The sequence below is a fragment of the Psychrobacter cibarius genome (assembly GCF_904845955.1).
In the GTDB taxonomy this organism is placed as follows: domain Bacteria; phylum Pseudomonadota; class Gammaproteobacteria; order Pseudomonadales; family Moraxellaceae; genus Psychrobacter; species Psychrobacter cibarius_B.
The window spans coordinates 446,176-463,847 of sequence record NZ_CAJGYX010000003.1 but is presented as its reverse complement, the minus strand read 5'-3'; the positions used below and the strand labels follow the sequence as shown (position 1 = coordinate 463,847).

15 protein-coding genes and 1 tRNA gene are annotated in these 17,672 nt (G+C 42.2%); 12 read left to right on the top strand and 4 right to left on the bottom strand.

Features of this window, described 5'->3' with window-relative positions:
• Nucleotides 1-10 precede the first annotated feature (10 nt).
• The gene (locus tag JMV76_RS08720) at nucleotides 11-1,795 is read right to left on the bottom strand and encodes a hypothetical protein (RefSeq protein ID WP_201502379.1); all 1,785 of its coding nucleotides are present in this window, start codon (nucleotides 1,793-1,795) and stop codon (nucleotides 11-13) included.
• Between the two features lie 417 nt (nucleotides 1,796-2,212).
• On the opposite strand from JMV76_RS08720, the gene JMV76_RS08715 reads away from it, so the two are divergent.
• The 4 genes from JMV76_RS08715 (at nucleotide 2,213) to icmH (ending at nucleotide 6,263) form a co-directional block, all read left to right on the top strand.
• Nucleotides 2,213-3,262, top strand: a complete 1,050-nt coding sequence (locus JMV76_RS08715) for a M15 family metallopeptidase (protein WP_227690236.1) — start codon at nucleotides 2,213-2,215, stop codon at nucleotides 3,260-3,262.
• Between the two features lie 31 nt (nucleotides 3,263-3,293).
• Nucleotides 3,294-3,980 carry a hypothetical protein gene (locus JMV76_RS08710; RefSeq protein ID WP_045451250.1) on the top strand — a complete coding sequence of 229 codons (687 nt, stop codon included), beginning with the start codon at nucleotides 3,294-3,296 and terminating at the stop codon, nucleotides 3,978-3,980.
• Nucleotides 3,981-3,989: 9 nt separating this feature from the next.
• On the top strand, nucleotides 3,990-5,336 hold the full coding sequence (gene tssK / locus JMV76_RS08705; RefSeq protein WP_201502378.1) for a type VI secretion system baseplate subunit TssK: 1,347 nt from the start codon (nucleotides 3,990-3,992) through the stop codon (nucleotides 5,334-5,336).
• Between the two features lie 114 nt (nucleotides 5,337-5,450).
• Nucleotides 5,451-6,263, top strand: coding sequence for a type IVB secretion system protein IcmH/DotU (icmH, locus tag JMV76_RS08700; RefSeq protein ID WP_201502377.1), 813 nt, complete (start codon nucleotides 5,451-5,453; stop codon nucleotides 6,261-6,263).
• 259 nt (nucleotides 6,264-6,522) lie between these two features.
• Here the strand turns inward: icmH and JMV76_RS08695 are convergent.
• Nucleotides 6,523-6,598, bottom strand: a tRNA-Asn gene (locus JMV76_RS08695).
• 300 nt (nucleotides 6,599-6,898) lie between these two features.
• Nucleotides 6,899-8,101 (bottom strand): pyridoxal phosphate-dependent aminotransferase, encoded by a 1,203-nt coding sequence (locus JMV76_RS08690; RefSeq protein ID WP_201502376.1) that lies wholly within the window; start codon nucleotides 8,099-8,101, stop codon nucleotides 6,899-6,901.
• Between the two features lie 537 nt (nucleotides 8,102-8,638).
• On the opposite strand from JMV76_RS08690, the gene JMV76_RS08685 reads away from it, so the two are divergent.
• The 8 genes from JMV76_RS08685 (at nucleotide 8,639) to JMV76_RS08650 (ending at nucleotide 16,919) form a co-directional block, all read left to right on the top strand.
• On the top strand, nucleotides 8,639-9,376 hold the full coding sequence (locus JMV76_RS08685; protein ID WP_201502375.1) for an SDR family NAD(P)-dependent oxidoreductase: 738 nt from the start codon (nucleotides 8,639-8,641) through the stop codon (nucleotides 9,374-9,376).
• Between the two features lie 57 nt (nucleotides 9,377-9,433).
• Nucleotides 9,434-11,185: an NAD(P)/FAD-dependent oxidoreductase gene (locus JMV76_RS08680; RefSeq protein ID WP_201502374.1), complete on the top strand. Its 1,752-nt coding sequence runs from the start codon at nucleotides 9,434-9,436 to the stop codon at nucleotides 11,183-11,185.
• A gap of 41 nt (nucleotides 11,186-11,226) precedes the next feature.
• Nucleotides 11,227-12,207: a DUF1365 domain-containing protein gene (locus JMV76_RS08675; RefSeq protein WP_201502373.1), complete on the top strand. Its 981-nt coding sequence runs from the start codon at nucleotides 11,227-11,229 to the stop codon at nucleotides 12,205-12,207.
• A gap of 83 nt (nucleotides 12,208-12,290) precedes the next feature.
• Nucleotides 12,291-13,784: an SAM-dependent methyltransferase gene (locus tag JMV76_RS08670; RefSeq protein WP_201502372.1), complete on the top strand. Its 1,494-nt coding sequence runs from the start codon at nucleotides 12,291-12,293 to the stop codon at nucleotides 13,782-13,784.
• A gap of 101 nt (nucleotides 13,785-13,885) precedes the next feature.
• Nucleotides 13,886-14,296: a DUF2177 family protein gene (locus JMV76_RS08665; RefSeq protein ID WP_201502371.1), complete on the top strand. Its 411-nt coding sequence runs from the start codon at nucleotides 13,886-13,888 to the stop codon at nucleotides 14,294-14,296.
• A gap of 126 nt (nucleotides 14,297-14,422) precedes the next feature.
• Entirely contained in the window at nucleotides 14,423-14,968 is a 546-nt protein-coding gene (locus JMV76_RS08660; protein WP_055123836.1) for an acyl-CoA thioesterase, read from the top strand.
• A 106-nt stretch (nucleotides 14,969-15,074) separates the two neighbouring features.
• Nucleotides 15,075-16,196, top strand: a complete 1,122-nt coding sequence (locus JMV76_RS08655; RefSeq protein WP_201502370.1) for a cation diffusion facilitator family transporter — start codon at nucleotides 15,075-15,077, stop codon at nucleotides 16,194-16,196.
• A gap of 15 nt (nucleotides 16,197-16,211) precedes the next feature.
• Complete coding sequence (locus JMV76_RS08650; protein WP_201502369.1) at nucleotides 16,212-16,919, top strand: DUF2059 domain-containing protein; 708 nt, start codon at nucleotides 16,212-16,214, stop codon at nucleotides 16,917-16,919.
• Nucleotides 16,920-17,110: 191 nt separating this feature from the next.
• Here the strand turns inward: JMV76_RS08650 and dps are convergent, their stop codons facing one another.
• Entirely contained in the window at nucleotides 17,111-17,593 is a 483-nt protein-coding gene (dps, locus tag JMV76_RS08645; RefSeq protein ID WP_045451268.1) for a DNA starvation/stationary phase protection protein Dps, read from the bottom strand.
• Nucleotides 17,594-17,672: the final 79 nt, after the last annotated feature.

The window sequence follows — 17,672 nt, the reverse complement described above, 5'->3', positions numbered from 1 at the left end:
ACCATTAAAACTACGACTCAGATGTTGGAGAAGAGTCTAGCAACCAAAGCATATTACAGTGCTTATGTTGAGTAATTAAAAACGATATGTCTGACTCTTGTTGGTCTTCTTTGGCTAAGTCAATGAATAGTGATAGGCTGATGAATGGCTTCAACCAATTATTCAATGGCATATAATGCCCTAAATGATGCTCGTTTACTAGAGCGCCTTGTGCTATAAATGCTTCAAGAAAGCTCATATACGTTGATAAGTCATAGGACTGCTTTAATGGATTAATGTCAGACATGGCGGTAATGGCCATGTCTGTTATAGCAACATTAGTCTTGTATTTTTCTTTGCTGCTGATGTCAGACGATTGTTTTGCGGACTTTACTGTCTGTTTATCAGGGGTTTTTAGCGTGGTCGTATCGGTCGGTGACAGTGAAAGCATATTGTCTATTAATAGACTTTTGATAGTCGTTAAATGATTCAAATAGCGACGTTTATCACTCAAAAGCTCAGTGCGATGAGCTGTACCTATCTCCGTTAATAAAATACTGGTACTGGCGTCAATATTGAGTAGCTCTTGAGCCGCTTGATTCGAGAATAGCAACAGCGCACCCGCCTCAGTTGGAACGACATTGGTCATTTGCTCAGCATACAAATGAGTGTCTAGCCATTCTTCACTTATCTGTGAATCTGCAATGATAATTAAGCAAAGATCAGGCGCAGTTGATTTAGATAAAGGCAGTAGATGTCTATTGATGAATTCTGTAGGTGTGGCAATTGCAGTATTGTTAGCGCCATTATTTGCTACGGTGTTTGCGACATCAGTGCTGTCAGTTATGATTATCGTAATAGCAAGCCGTGTATCAGGAATACCGTAAGTTGCTAACTGTTCTTTTATGGTCGCGATTAAAAATGCTGAATCGGCGCTGGCAGGTAAGCATAGATAGATAGGAAGATTGGCTAAATGACCAGCAGAGGCTGCTGTCATTTTGTCATCACTGTTCTCTTTACGGCTGTTATTTTCACTACTTACTTCGTTGGCACTCACCAAATAATGTTGCTGCCATTCGGGATGAATATGAATGGCTTCGTTGGACTGAGTCGTATCTTGTTGGTGATGTTGGTAAAAGTGTTCGGCAAGGCTAGACAGCATCTCCTCGCTCAAGACTAGCTGCTCATAAATTAATGCCTGTAAACGCAAGGTAGTATCATTTAACGCAGCTTTACGTTCAGTAAATCTCTCATCATCGAGATGGCTGTCTAAACTGCTGTCTAAATCACTGTTCGAATCTAAATAATGGTCTGAATAGCTGTCGTCAAACTCTGAATCTGCTGAGTAGGCATCAGACAGACTAGGATATGGTAGGGCGGCGGCATCAAAGAGTCTTGCAATCGGTTTGACCAACATTGGCATACCATCAATATCTGTCAAATCCTCGCTCAGTACGGTTAGGTCTGCATCATTGTCCACCACCTCAGACCAACAGTCTCCTTCTGGTAGACAGACACGGCTATAGATGAATAACTGATAAGTATTGGGCGGCTTAATAGCGTCTGTTTTATCTGTTGTTCCATCAAGTATCTTTGGTGAATCGGTTGTTTGTTTATCCAGTTTTTTTTGCCACCATGAGAGCGCCATGATAGAGCCAAGAAACAATAAAGGGATGGTAACAAACCATAGTAATAAACCAGATGAGGTCAGCTGTCGCGCATTGTCTTTAAAGTACATCCAGACCAAAATGAGATACAACACCAAAAGCATGACTAAAACAGATCGGCCGTATGACAGTGTTTTTTTTACGCCCACTTATTTAAACTCCCTATTTGTTGGGTTGTTATTATGATTATTACCATGTAGACAAGCTTTGCGATCCAAATTTCATGATAGCTACAAGCTTATTTTTACTATACTAGTTAACTTTATTTGTCTTTTTTATGATTCGGTTGTAATGATAGGAGTCGCTTTGAAAATATTGTTAAACTATAAAATCGATAACCAGCAAGCCTTTTAAGCATTATTAAGTAAATTTTTATAATGAAATGGTATTTTTAAGTTGTCTGTAGATAAGCTAATGGATAGAAATAAATAAAAATTAGTGTAATTAAGTTAGCTTTATTTTAAAAGGAGATGATTTGTCTATATAATACTGACGAAATCATAATTATCAACGCCTGTTTATTATTATTTTGTTTTTATCGTCTCAACTGTCGCTGACTCTTGCCTATGATTTACTTGACTGTATCGGCCTTTACATTGCTCTCTATCCTCATGATGGTCATGCTTTTTGATCGGCAGCTATGTGGGCGACTATTAGATAAGGTAATGGTATTTTTTCATCGATTGTCTAGCCTAAAATTCAAGCGTCCATCAATAAAGACACCAAAGAAAGCATTTGATTATCGTATCAAGCAGTTTATTCGTTTTATTTCGGATATAGATGTTTCTCGTATTCCAGTGATATCGGCATTGTCTTTTTTGATTGTCATGGCAACGGTTGGATTGTGTTATGCCCTGATTACTAATCATTCTCTGGAGGTTTATCATGCTAACGATACCGTGGCTAGCACGACAAATCTGCAAATCAGCCAACTACTCATAGGAGAGCGTCTGCGTCCGCCGTCGCCTCCGCCAGAGGAGCTGTTTGCTGAACTAGAAGCTGAGATTGCAAGCTATCAAGCTGACAAGACAGAGGAAGGGTATTGGCCAAATAATCAGACAAATATACCTCAGATTGATAGACCGCTCATGCTCCCTGAGCCTGATTTGTCTGACTTAAACACGCAAGATCATAGCACTGGCTATTCAGGTGACATGTTGGCTACACATCTAAACAACGGTCATATCAATATCAAAAATGCTGACCGTAATTGGCAAAAAATGAACTCAGATTTTGTTCAACGGCTGTTGACTGTGTATAAAGTAATGAGTGACCAATATGGCTATGACATGGTGCTGTTAGAAGGCTATCGTAGCCCTGCAAGGCAAGCAAGACTATTGAAAAAAGGGACTCATGTAACGAAGGCGGGATCATACAAGAGCTATCATCAGTTTGGTTTGGCGGGCGATAGCGCCTTTATCAGAAATGGTAAAATTGTCATAAGCGAAAAGGATCCTTGGGCAATGCGAGGCTATAAATTATATGGTAAAGTAGCCAAATCTGCCGGACTTGTGTGGGGTGGTGATTGGCGTATGATGGATCTTGGGCATGTTGAGCTGCGCAAAAAAGGCGTGCTCGGTCGCCCAGAAATGGCTGAGATTTTGACCAGTCAATAATGATAATAACAAGCTAAGGTAAACTGAAAGTATGAATAAATGTATGACATTGCCAGTATCATTAATCGCTGCTACTTGCTTGCTAAGTGGTACGATCGCCGGATGCAGCACTGATAAGTTGAGCAAGTCAAATGACAAGGTATCGGCATTGGCAGGCGAGCCTCCTACTATAGATGCCATGAGCCATATCGTTGATAATGGCAAAAATAGTGCTGATTTACAAAGTTTAAAAGCACAGCTAGAGCTGCAGCAACAGCAGCTAGCGACCATGAATGCTGAGCAGCAAGCATTACAAGAAAAATTGAAGCGTCAGCAGATTACCCTAAATATCAAACCCACCACTAATGCCAATGCAGGGCGTACCAAAGTAGGCACAGCAAGTACTGCCTATATCGCATTTTTGGAAGAAGAGAGCCAGTTTACGGATATTGAAGCGCTGGCTGCCAAAGAAATCAGTATTATCCCAAATCGTGAGAGCAGTCTGACCGTGAACATTCCACAAGACGCGCGCTTTATCGCTATTAAAGTGGGGCTGAGATATACCAAAAAGCGCTCACAGTTTCTTATCCCACTTGCCAGTCTCAATTTTGATACGCCACTGGCGATCAATATTGGTGGATGCGATGTCAGCATTACTGAGGGTGTTGACCCAGCACTGGCACCTACATTTACTACCAAACTTAAATATTATCAGCAGCCACTAGTCAGCTGTTCTTAGGAGATTGTCTTGAGTAAACACAGGGTATTATGGGGAGAAGGGTTGTTTTTGCGACCCCAACATTTTCAGATTCAAGACACTTATCATGACTCGCAACGCGCTTTGAGTATGATGCTGGTGCATCCTTATGCTTATGGAGTATCTGATGTTCAGATTGATAAGCAACTTTTGGAAAGCAATTTACTAAGCTTTCAAAGTATCTATGCGGTATTGCCAGGTGGCACGATATATCATGCGCCTCGTACTGACACTTTACCGAAAGCCATTACCTTAGATACCCAAGACAATGGCGATGAAGTTTTCGTATTTTTGAGTTTAGAGATTGTCCATAGTGGCGGCAGCAATATACAGACGGATCGTAGTGACAACCCAGCACGCTATGCAAGGGGCGCTATTGAGGCACAAGATCTATATAGCCAAGCGGCTGAAGCAGTCATTGACGTGATTAAACTGTCGCCAAGTTTGCAATTAAGCCATTCTGCGCAAGCGCCTAGCCAAGATACCGTGTCCTTATTGGTAGCCAAGCTCGTGCGTACCACTCAAGGCGTCTATCAAGTCGATGATGATTATATCGTCCCAAGTGTGCATATTACGAGTAACCCTGCGCTTATTGGTCACGTATATCGTTTGATGACGATGATTAATACCAAGTCTACGTCACTGTATGACCATCATCGTCAGTCTAACAATGACTTACTGGAGTTTCGTTCCTCAGATATTGCCTCTTTTTGGCTATTGCATACGCTAAATACCGCATACTCTCAGCTCAGTCATTTATATAATAATGCCAAACTACATCCAGAACGCCTTTATGAAGCATTATTAAATGTCGCCAGCCAATTGGCTACTTTTAGCTCATTATATAAGGTGGGCGACTTACCTTCTTATCATCACGATAATGCCAATGACTCATTTGTTAGTATCATTTTGATTATTCGTGAGCTACTCAATACCGTCATTGCCAGTAACTTTATCTCGATTCCATTACGTCAGAATAAGCCATCTTATTATACAGGCGAGCTAAGTAGTGACAAGATCACGCGTGGCTCACAGCTATATCTGTCTGTTAGCTCATCATTGCCGATGCACGAGCTCATCGACATCGTACCACGCCGATTTAAAATTGCGACGCCTGACTCAGTAGAGAAACGTGTCTTATCAGCGCTGCCAGGCTCTTCTATTTCACACGTCAGCCAAGTACCCAGTGCGATACCAGTGAGACCAGGCTTTAGCTACTTCACCATCGAACCGGTAGGCGAGCTATATGACGAAATGCTCAAATCTGAATCTATCTGTATTTATGTGCCAAATGGCTTTGATGATTTAAAAATAGAGCTGATGGCTATCGTACAGTAATTCTTTTTGTCTCTAGAGGTGCTGAGGTTGCAAGATGAGTATGCACTAGGGCGCGCTCTCATTTTTAGGACACGCCCTCAATAGTATTTGAAATAATAAGCATTAGGAATAATCATGTCAGGGAATAATTCAATGGGTTCTGCACCTTCGTTGTTAGATTCAGGCGAGGTGGCTTCAAAGGTTTCAGCAACTGGTCTGGATAAGCGTATCAGTAGTCAGTCGCTGGTAGACATCATGTATGACGGCTTTTACTTGGTGTTTTTATTGCGCAATCATTATTTCAGTACAGAGCCGCGTCAATTTCGTCAAAAAATATATGATTTTTTAGATAAATTCGAGATGAATGCGCGCAAAAAAGGATTTCTGTCAGAAGATATCCATGAAGCTAAGTATGCGTATTGTGCGTTGATTGATGAGACCATCATGACCTCGCAAGAGCCAGAATTTCAAACTCTCAAAGATGCTTGGGAGCTAAATCCTTTGCAGTTGGATTTATTTGGCTCACAAATTGCTGGTAATGAGTTCTTTGAGCGTTTAGATGGGCTACGCGAGCAAGGAGAGAGGCGTCTACCTGCTCTGGAGGTCTATCACTATGCGATGCTGCTTGGCTTTCAAGGGAAGTATCGTTTAGAAGCGCCAGAGAAAATTCGTTATCTTATCTCACGCTTAGGGGATGAAATTGAGCATCTACGGGGTAATAAAAATGAGTTTTCGCCTTTTTGGGCGATCCCTGACCAAATCAAGCACACGCTCACGAGCGAAACGCCATTATGGGTCATACTCATGGTCATGGCAGTGTTGTTGACCGCGATATTTGCTACCATGTGGCAGTTTACTAATAGTTTCTCGAATGAGCAGCTGTCAGCATACGACAATGTGATTCAAGAAAACAAAGAGCAAGCCCATATCTCAATTTTTCTACCCTAATTATTTTCCTTACTTTAAATGCTAACTTCTTTAACAGTTTTTATTTCAGCTGCATACGTTGTGCTGAAATAAAAACTGTTAGGACAGCAAGGTAATAATTGTTATATCGTTGGTCACTTATTTTTCTACTGAGTTTTATATAAGTTTCTTCATGCCAATAAAAACAATAGCCATAAAAAAACCCTCATCAAAGAGATGAGGGTTTTGGCAAATGCCATAATTGAATTAAAGATAATTCAAGAAATTTACAACTAAAATGTGGCTCTCCAACCTGGGCTCGAACCAGGGACACACGGATTAACAGTCCGTTGCTCTACCAACTGAGCTATTGGAGAATAAGCTGCAAGTGTTTAAAACCTTACAACGAGCCTTAGAAGTCTCTAACGAGTTCTTGCTAAGTGGGGCGTATTCTAGCAAAAATAAAAAATACGTCAAGCCTTTTTTGCATAATTATCAAAGATAATTGTTTTAATAAGGAGATAAGGCATTTTTCGAGGTTTTTTGCCAAAAAAACTCGCAATTGTGAGATAAATAAGAAAGACGCCACATAGAGGATAGGTGGCGTCTTCGTTTATAAGCACATGTTTAAGCACATGTCTAAGCATAGTAATTTTAAGACAGTGGCTGTTTAGTCTTTATTCAGCAACGTCTAGATCAGCCACCGCTTTTTCGATACGTGATAAGGCGTCTTTTAGCGTTGCTTCATCAGTCGCGTAAGAGATGCGCATATAGCCACCAAGACCAAAGGCATCACCAGGCACCACTGCTACGCCAACCTTCTCTAACAACCATGCTGAAAATTCAGTACATGATGACAGACCAGCGGCTTTGATGAGTGGTTTGATATCAGGATAGACGTAGAAAGCGCCATCAGGACGCAGGCAGGTGATACCTTTAATCGCGTTCAAACCATCAACGACTAGATCACAACGCTTTTCAAAGGCTTCTACCATCGGCGTGAGCACGCTTTGATCGCCACTGATAGCGGCTTCGGCAGCAACTTGGCTGATCGATGTTGGGCATGAGGTTGACTGTGATTGTACTTTTTTCATCGCCCCAATCAGCTTGGCAGGGCCACCAGCGTAACCAATACGCCAGCCAGTCATCGCATATGCTTTTGACACGCCATTTAAAATAATTGCCCGATCTTTTAGCTCAGGTGCGGCATTCAGAATATTGTAGAACTTATCGCCCGTCCAGCGGATGTGCTCATACATGTCATCTGAAACAACATAAACTTGTGGGTACTTTTTCAGCACTTCAGCGATGGCTGTTAGCTCATCCAATGTGTAAATCATACCGGTTGGGTTAGAGGGGCTGTTCAATACCAGCATTTTAGTTTTGTCAGTGATGGCGTCTTCTAACTGCTCAGCGGTGATTTTGAAATCTTGCTCAGCGGGGCATTTGACGATGACTGGCACGCCTTCTGCGATGATGACCATGTCAGGATAGCTGACCCAGTAAGGTGCTGGAATGATGACTTCATCACCTGGATTGATAAAGGCTTGGGCAAGGTTAAAAAATGATTGTTTACCACCGACCGATACTAGGATTTCATTGGGCTCATAGCTGATGTTGTTATCACGTTTGAACTTCTCAATGATGGCTTTTTTGAGCTCTGGCGTACCATCGACAGCGGTGTATTTGGTAAAACCGTCATTAATGGCATCGATTGCTGCTTTTTTGATGTGCTCTGGCGTATCAAAATCAGGTTCACCTGCACCCAGCCCGATGATGTCTTTACCAGCTGCTTTTAGCTCTTTGGCTTTATTGGTAATCGCTAGCGTAGGCGATGGCTTGATGTTGTTGACGCGGTCAGAGAGTTGCAATTCGCTCATGAGAGATCCTTTTTATAGTGGAGTGGGATTGGTGAAGCGCTATCATTAATTGAATAACGTTTGAGATGTCATTAGGACACGATATTAGGTAGTTTCAAAAACTGCCGCAACGGAAGTTTTTGAAAATAAATAACCGTTAATAAACATAAGCGCTTTTAACAGGTTGAATATTTTCATGATAAATACGTTGACTAATCAGCCCTTTAATTCAAATATATTTTTGATTTTTAGTATTGTAGCATGCCGTAATTACGCTGTCTTATAAGGCTAGTAACATAAAACGACAGACCTAAGAGCAATTTTTCCAGTGCGCGAGAGTAGACAGGTTCAGTCAATTTAGAGACGCATTGATTGCGAAACCACAACAATAAATCGATAGCCTTGCGCTATGATTGTTTAGATTTAATAAATAAAATGGATGATACCTTAATAAAAAAGGGTTAATGCCATCAGCTGACTAAAGATGATACGCAAGTATTTGACACCTGCATGCATGGTAAGTTTTGTACTATCAGCACAAATAAAAGGACGTTTACGATGACTGACTCTACTAAGAAATTACATATACTTATTACTGGCGCGACGTCTGGTATTGGCAATCAATTGGCAAAAGACTATCTACTAGAAGGTCATCATGTCTATGCCGTTGGTCGAGACGATAGCGCATTGGCTGAGCTTGAGTCATTAGGCGCAGAAACGGTTGACTTAGATCTCATGGATCGGGATAAAGTTATCGACGCTTTTGGAAAAATTGAAGAGGTTGATTTGGCGATTTGTGGCGCTGGCATGTGCGAATATTTGGACATGCCAAACTTCAATAGCGCCTCGTTTATGAAAGTGATGTCGGTAAATATGGGTACGTTGTCACATGCTATCGAAGGGATATTGCCAAAGCTAATCGCCTCAAAAGGTCGCTTGGTGGGCATTGGTTCAGCATCTGCTTATGTGCCATTTGCTCGTGCCGAAGCTTATGGCAGCTCAAAGGCTGCCATCCATTATCTAATGAAAACTTTGCAAATTAGCCTTGCACCGCATGATGTGTCGATAAGTTTGGTCGTGCCTGGTTTTGTCGAAACGCCAATGACTAAGCAAAACGATTTTCCCATGCCCTTTATTCAAACAACAGCGCAGGCAAGCCAAGCTATTCGTGATGGTATCGCGAGTGGTCACGACGTGATCGAATTTCCCAAAAAGCTCACTTTACCGCTAAAGGTATTGGGTACGCTGCCAGATTTGGTGTGGCAGCAAGTCAGTGAAAAAATCAATAAAAAATAGCTTATATTAAAAAATTGCAAAAAATAAATTACTAAAAATATGGAAAGGAACGCATCAATGCTGTTTAACCGCCGTAAACGTAAGAACCTAGAGACAGTCTCTCATAAAGCCAGCAGCCTCTCAAAGCAGACGACTAACGCTCAAGCTAAAAAACGTATTGCTATCATTGGCTCAGGTGTATCAGGATTGACTTGCGCTCATTATCTGGTGGCGCAACATGAAGTGACAGTGTTCGAGGCTAATGATTATATTGGCGGCCATGTAAATACCATCGATGTTTCGCTACAAGACGGCAAAAAAGCAAAGAGCAGCAATGTGGAAAACAGTGCCATAGATACTGGCTTTATCGTCTTCAATGAGCGTACTTATCCCAATTTCTTTCGTCTACTGCATGAGCTGCAAGTGCCGTTTCAATCGACTGACATGAGCTTTTCGGTAAAGAATACGGCGCGCCATTTTGAATACAATGGTCACACGCTCAATACTTTATTATCGCAGCGTAAGAATGTCTTCAACCCAAAATTCTGGCAATTTATCAAAGACATTTTACAGTTCAATAAACATATCAAGCAGCTACGCCAAGACTACGAAATGGCACGTGCTAAAGGGCAAGATGTTAGCATTTTTACTGAACAAACACTGGGCAGCTATCTCACAGAAAAAAGCTATGGCAAGCTGTTTATAGACAACTATTTGCTGCCAATGGTTTCTGCCATTTGGTCAACCAGTCTGCATGAAGTACAAGACTTCCCACTGGTGTTTTTTGCACAGTTCTTTGACAATCATGGCTTGCTCGATGTGGTTAATCGTCCGCAGTGGTTTACGATCAAAGGTGGCTCAAAACAGTACGTCAATAAGTTGATTCCACGCTTTATTAAGGCGGGCGGTAAGGTGAGAGTAAACAGTCCCGTACAGTCTGTGGTTCGCGATGGTGAGCAAGTATTATTGACGGTTCAAAATAAAAGCATTACTGATAATAATATCGAAAGCTTGAACGAAAAATTGGTATTTGACGAAGTTATCTTTGCTTGTCATGCAGACACCGCGCTCAAAATTTTAACAGACGCAAGTAAGGATGAACATGAGGTACTCAGTCATTTTCGCTTTACCAAAAATACTGCTGTACTGCATACCGATGTCAGTGTCCTACCGAACAAGCCGTTGGCATGGGCCAGTTGGAATTATCTGATTGATGAGAATCTCGCAAATAAAACTGCGCGACAATCAGCTGCTGGAAACCATACTAAAAAAGCGCAAACATTAGCAAAACCAGTGCTGACTTATCACATGAATATTCTGCAACGCCTGACCAAAAAACACAATTATTTGGTTACGCTGAATCCAGAAACCGTTCATGAAAATATTGATGATAAGCACGTCATCAAGCGCATCGATTATAGCCATCCTGTGTTTGATAAAGCGATGATTAAGGCGCAAAGCAGATGGTCGAGTATCTCTGGTAACGGCATGCATACACATTTTTGCGGTGCCTATTGGTTTAATGGTTTTCATGAAGATGGTGTACGTAGCGGTCTACGTGTCTGCCAGGCGCTCGGCTATGATATTGCGATAAAGGACGAGGTTGATCCGGCTCATCTGCCTGATGCCGAGAGCGCACATACGCCGTTTCGTTATAAGGACCTACCGGTAAAGGCAGATAGCAAATTGCGCACACTTAATAAGCGTGAGGTGGTCACGGCGCTCACCAATCAGGAGTTGATTGAGTACATTGAACGTTTACAGCCGACTGTTAAAAGTGATGAATCAAAGCGAAAGCGTCGCTTATTTGGCCGTCATAAAATGCAGTGATTTTGGCAGTGAAATCAACGAACACTATTGAAGAGACTGTTATGTCTATTGAAACCGACACGCCTAATAAGCTGTTACCCCATCAGTTGTTCCATGGGACGACTTGGCACAGTCGGTTACTGCCAAGTGTGCATAAATTTGCGTATCCATACCGTTATTGGGGCATCAATATCAGCGCATTGGCTAAAGGGCTGGATCTTCCTGAAGTAAGTATAGGTATGAGTAGCAAACATAAGCTTTTAAAAAAGTTACTTTCAAAAAGGTGGCTGGTCAAAGGATTGCCATTATTTTCAGCAAAGAAAAAAGCCTTGCAGCAGTTTCGTCCTGATGATTACTTACAAGGTATACCTGTACAAAAGTCAAATAGCCTAAGTAATTACTTAATGAATAATAAGCAGGATAATTGTCGTTCAAATTCTGTTCAAGCACTTAATCATCGCTTAAACCAAGCGTTTACTGAGCAAACGGGTAGTGCGCCAACAGGCGATATTATTGGGATGCTCGTTTGCCGCAATGCGGGCATATATTTTAGTCCAGTCAATTTTTACTTGGGTTTCGATGAGCAGCAGATACCATCCCATTTATTGGCTGAAGTCTCTAATACACCGTGGGATAAGCGCCATTATTATGGGTTTACACTCAATGGCGAGAATACTGAATTTTGTCATAATAAAGATTTTCATGTCTCACCTTTTAACCCGATCGATCAGCTATATCGTTGGCAGGTTAAGGTAAAAAAGCAGCCGGATAATTGCTTGAAAGTTCGTATTGCTATCGATATCAGCGATGCGCGCGGTGAGGTATTAAAAACGGGTATAAAAATGGCTGGCGTTCCAATGACCGCCACAACGATTCGCAACAGTCTGCGAAAAAATCCGCTAATGAACATGACCTCTGTAACTCGTATTTATTGGCATGCTTTCAAGCTTTATGCGATCAAAAAAGTGCCTTATATTCATTATGGTGAAAAACTGGCCGATAGCCAACAGAACAAAGCAGCGACTCAAAAAGATATTCTTTGATAGTTGAAGGGCTAACGATCAGCCAAAGAAATTTATCAGCTTAACGCTTAAGTATAGAGCATTTAAACAAGGATGAATATACGATGTCAGCACGACCAACCGACCGAGCACCCGTTTCAACATTAGGAAGATTGACCGCACAGATGAGTAAAGTCGTCAATGAGAGCGTCATTTTTCAGCCCGTCAGTACGGGAATGAATCAATTGGCAAGAAAACTCATCTTCCGCGCATTAGCGCATATCCAGTTTGGTAGCCTGACTATAGTCGAAGCATTCGATGAGCAAGCACCTAATACCGTCAGCTTTGGTAAAGTATCCGATAGTGTCGCGAGCAGTTCGGCAGTGGGCCGCCATTCACTACACGTTACCTTGATGATTCATGATCCTACTGTATATCGGCAGTTGTTGCTTGGCGGCTCTATTGCGCTAGCAGACAGCTATATCAATGGTGAGTGGGATACGGACGATTTGACCGGGCTGATTCGGTTGGCAGCGCGTAACTTGGCGGTGTTGAATAAATTAGAAAATCGCTTTGCAGGTGTGAGTAAGGCGTTTGAAAAAGCGAAGCATCGGCTACGTAGCAATGATCAGTCTGGTGCCAAGTCTAATATTTTAGCGCATTATGACTTGGGCAATGATATGTATCAGCGGTTTTTGGACGATACGATGATGTATTCAGCAGCAGTATATCGTACGCCTGATGTATCACTGAGCGCAGCGCAGCAGCATAAACTGGCGCTCATTTGCCAGCGATTACAATTGACGCCTGATGATCACGTGATAGAAATTGGCACAGGGTGGGGCGGTTTTGCTATTTATGCCGCCACACATTATGGCTGTCACATAACGACGACGACCATCTCTGACGCCCAGTATGACGAGGCGCAGCGCCGAGTCGATGCGGCAGGACTGTCTGATAAAATCACCCTGCTGAAGCAAGATTATCGTGAGCTGACAGGGCAGTACGACAAGCTAGTCAGTATCGAGATGATTGAAGCCGTTGGGCACGAGTACTTACCGACGTTTTTTACCAAATGTAATAGCTTGCTCAAACCCACAGGGCTGATGGTGCTGCAAGCGATTACTTTTAACGATCAAAACTACCAAGATTATGTTAATTCAGTCGATTTTATCCAAACGCACATTTTCCCTGGTGGTTGTTTGCTGTCTAATCAAGAGCTAAATACGCAGTTTACGGAACAAACCGACATGGTCATCAAGCAGCTACATGATTATGGTTTTGACTATGCTCATACCTTGCGCGACTGGCGTGCCGCGTTTATGGCACAGCGTGAAGAAATTAAGGGGCTTGGTTATGATGATGCCTTTATTCGCTTGTGGGATTTTTACTTTTGCTATTGTGAAGGTGGTTTTTTAGAGCGCACCATCGGCGTGGTACAGTTGACCGCAGTGAAGCCGGATAATATTGATGTGATGCATTTCTCTGATTTGTCTTCTCATGACACTCTCACCGATGAGCAAAGCAGCCGCCTGATTCACGATATTATGAATTCTCATGAAAGCGGTAATGTTAACAGTGATGGCCAAGAAGCCCCCAAACGAAACATAGCGTCTTAACAAGTTGCGTTTCAACAGGTAGTGTCTTAACAAGCACTGACTTAACAAGCAGTTATGGAAATAAGCTGGGATTAAAAGACGCTAATTAAAAGGATGTGGTTATGGGTTATGTATTTATATATCTGGCTGCTGTGCTTATATTTTTGGGTATTGACGCAGTTTGGCTCAAGACTATGACTGGCTTATTTTATGAAAAGCGTATCGGGCATCTGCTTGCCGATGAGCCAAACATGATTGCTGCTGGCATGTTCTATATGTTTTATCTACTGGCTCTCTGTGTCTTGATTTTATATCCACAAATCAAAGAAGGCGCTTCGATTGGTCATATATTCTTGCTTGGTGGCCTAATAGGGCTGATGGCTTACGGTACTTATGACTTTACCAGTTTAGCGTTGTACAAAGGCTTTACACTGGATACAGCGTTGGTTGATTTTGCTTGGGGCGGTATCTTGACAGGTTCAGTGAGCGCCATTGTTGCTTGGCTTGCTTATCGTTTTCATTGGTTGAGCTAAAGTTAAATAGCTTAAGGTTTACATAACCTAGACCATTCAATGACAGAGTGCTGTTTGTGCTCTCTTGTGAGCTGCTGTATAAATGATACTTACTATCAACACGCCCTAAATCATTCAAGGATTTTTATGCCGCAATACAATACCAGCTCGACTGCCAAAAAAGCCCCATTAAATCATGAGCTATATATGTCGATACTTATGACGCCTGATATGGCGAATTTTATTGGCAATGTGCATGGTGGTGATTTGCTTAAAATGCTTGATCAAGTCGCTTACGCTTGCGCCAGTCGCTATAGCGGCAATTATGTGGTGACGCTGTCTGTCGACCAAGTGATGTTTCGTGAGCCTATATATGTTGGCGAATTGGTCACCTTTGCGGCAAGTGTTAATTATGTGGGGAATACTTCGATGGAGGTCGGCATTCGCGTCGAAGCAGAAGACGTTCGAGCCCGTACTGTACGCCATACCAATAGCTGCTATTTTACGATGGTCGCTATCGATGATAATGGCAAGCCCACACCTGCGCCGCCACTTGATATCAAAAATCCCATGCAGCAATGCCGCGCTGATGCCGCACTAGAGCGTAAAAACCTGCGTCTGGAAAGCTCACATCGACCCAGTTGTGATATCGGGGATATGGTTGGTGAGCTGGCTAATTCTCATGATCGTTAAGACAAATAGACCCTGCATAGTCAGTTAAACGGCTCTCAATATATGGTCTATTGATCTGGTTAAATATGTAAATACCTGCGTTCAAAAAGCCTATATCGAGATTATTATGAGCTTAAAACCATCGGAAGCCGAGTCACACACTCCTATTTCTCATCAGTCAGCGCCGCGTAGTAGCCGTGCTAGGGGTGCTGGCACGCTCATTACAGACGCCACTTCTGATAGTAATTCTCACTCTGTATTAGACAGTTCTGCTAAGTCGACAACCAATAAAGACAAGCAGCATTCCGCTTCATTGGTAACGGTATTAATTGCCGTTGGAGCCAACATTATCATTGCGATTGCCAAAACGGTAGCAGCATTTATGACGGGTTCTGCTTCTATGATCGCAGAGTCAGCGCATTCGTGGGCAGATGCAGGTAACGGTACTTTATTAATTGTCGCCGAGAAAAAGGCGATCAAACCTGCTGATGAAAGCCATCCCCTCGGCTATGGCAAAGAAGCTTATGTCTGGTCGATGATTGCCGCTTTTGGTGTCTTTATGGCAGGTTCGATTGTTTCCATTTATACTGGTATCACCGAGTGGAATGCTGCGGAAAGCGAGACCAACTATACCATCGGTTTTATTGTATTGGCGATTGCGTTTGTGCTCGAAGGGTTTTCGTTAGGGCAAGCTTACTTACAAAGTAAAAAGCATGGTGAAGCGATAAATGTCAGCGCCATTGGCTATGTAGTCGATACGTCAAACCCAACTTTACGTGGCGTATTCTTTGAAGACTTGGCAGCTGTCATTGGCCTGGTTGTCGCTGCTGCTGCCATGAGTATGCATGCTTATACGGGGCAGCCGTTTTGGGATGCGCTCGGCTCTATCATTGTCGGAATATTATTAGGTGCGGTAGCCATCTTTTTAATTAGCCGTAACCGTGATTTTTTGGTCGGCTATAAAGTGTCCGATAGGATACATGGCTATGCATTGAGCGAGTTACTCAATCATCCAGATATCGATAGTGTGTCGTACTTACATTTGGAGTGGGTGGGACCCAAAAAGATATTTATGGTGGCAGCAGTCGATATCGCTGGTAATCAAAAAGAAAAAGAGATTGCCCAAAAATTCGAAATTATTGAAAGTCAGTTCCGTGCCAATCCTTTATTTCAGGAAGCTATCCTGACATTATCTGTACCTAATGCTGAAACTTTGAGCTTACCCAATAGTTATAATCAAGATGCCTGATAAAGAGAAACTAATATGAAACTAAGTCTTCAGTCTGCTATAGAGAGCCCTGTTGGGCGTTCACTCATGGTTCGCTCATTAAGTATGACCGTTATCACTATTAGCGCAGTAGCCAGTCTGACTCAAGCACAGGCTGAGCTGGTAATTCATAGTGAGCCTGCTCAACAGCAAAGCGTAAGTATCAATAGAATAAGTGCGAATAGCGCTTCTATTAACAATACCGCTTTTATGAATAATAATATCTCCCCAACAGATACGTCTATTGTGAAGCTGATGGAAGTGATGCACATTGATGAGCAAATAGAATCTATCGTTAACGGGCAACAAGCGGCTATTAATGCCATCAACGTACAGACGCAAAATCGTACTGAGTCAGTAGGTGATGGTAACTTAAATAAACGTCAACAGGCGCTACAAGAGCAGATTCAAAAAGTGCTAGGTCAATATGCCAAGATAATGACCAATGGTATAGGCAATGCTACTGACAAGCAGACGTTGACGCAAGCATATATTAACGCAGCAAAAACTTACTATACGCAAGCGGAAGTTGATGCTCAAATTGATTTTTATGATACGGTGATGGGTCAAAGTATCTTGTCGAAACAACCACAGATTACAGCTGCATTTCTAAAGCAATCTTTGCCTGACGATACCAGTGAGACAGAGGCGCAGCTGGGTGAGCTTTTACCGCAGATGCAACAAATAATCCAAGGTGTTTTTTAACTAATAACTGACAATTTAGCTACTTTAAAGCCCGTTTCTGAGCGCGAATCTTAAAATCATTACACATAAATCATTACACATAAATTAGTACACACAAAAAAGGTCACTATAAAAGTGACCTTTTTTGCTGATATGGACTATCTTATTGATATACCTGTTTTATTGGTATAACTGGTTTAGGTACAAAGATGTTATTTCTTTGGTGCATTGGCACCGATGAACCATGCATCTTTATCGACAGTACGGCTTATTTCCGTTAATAGGTCAGCGGTATCTTCGTCACCCGCATCACCAGCAGCATCAATCCCTTCACGCAATGATGCCGCAATGGTCTTATAGCGATTGGTAAGCTCACGAACATGCTGATCGACTTCAGTAATATCAGTAGGGTAAGTCTCGAGGATAGAGTCCTCAACGACACGTTTAGAGATACCATTGGCTTTACCGCCAAGGATAACAATACGCTCAGCAACCGTATCATAAGCTTCAGTCAAGCGACCATAGGTATCATCTAATAACTGATGCACACCGATAAAGCCAGTACCTTGCAAATTCCAATGACATTGCTTACTGTCCATACTCAAGTCAATGAGATTCGCGAGATTAGCGTTCAATAAGTCGATCATTTTCTTTGCGGTTGCATCATCTATTCCACTTGCGTAACGTTCTCTCATGTTCTACTCCATTATGTGTATTATTTTAATGAAAATCTCATTTGTTGTTATTGGTATCTTACTTATGAACTACTTGTTG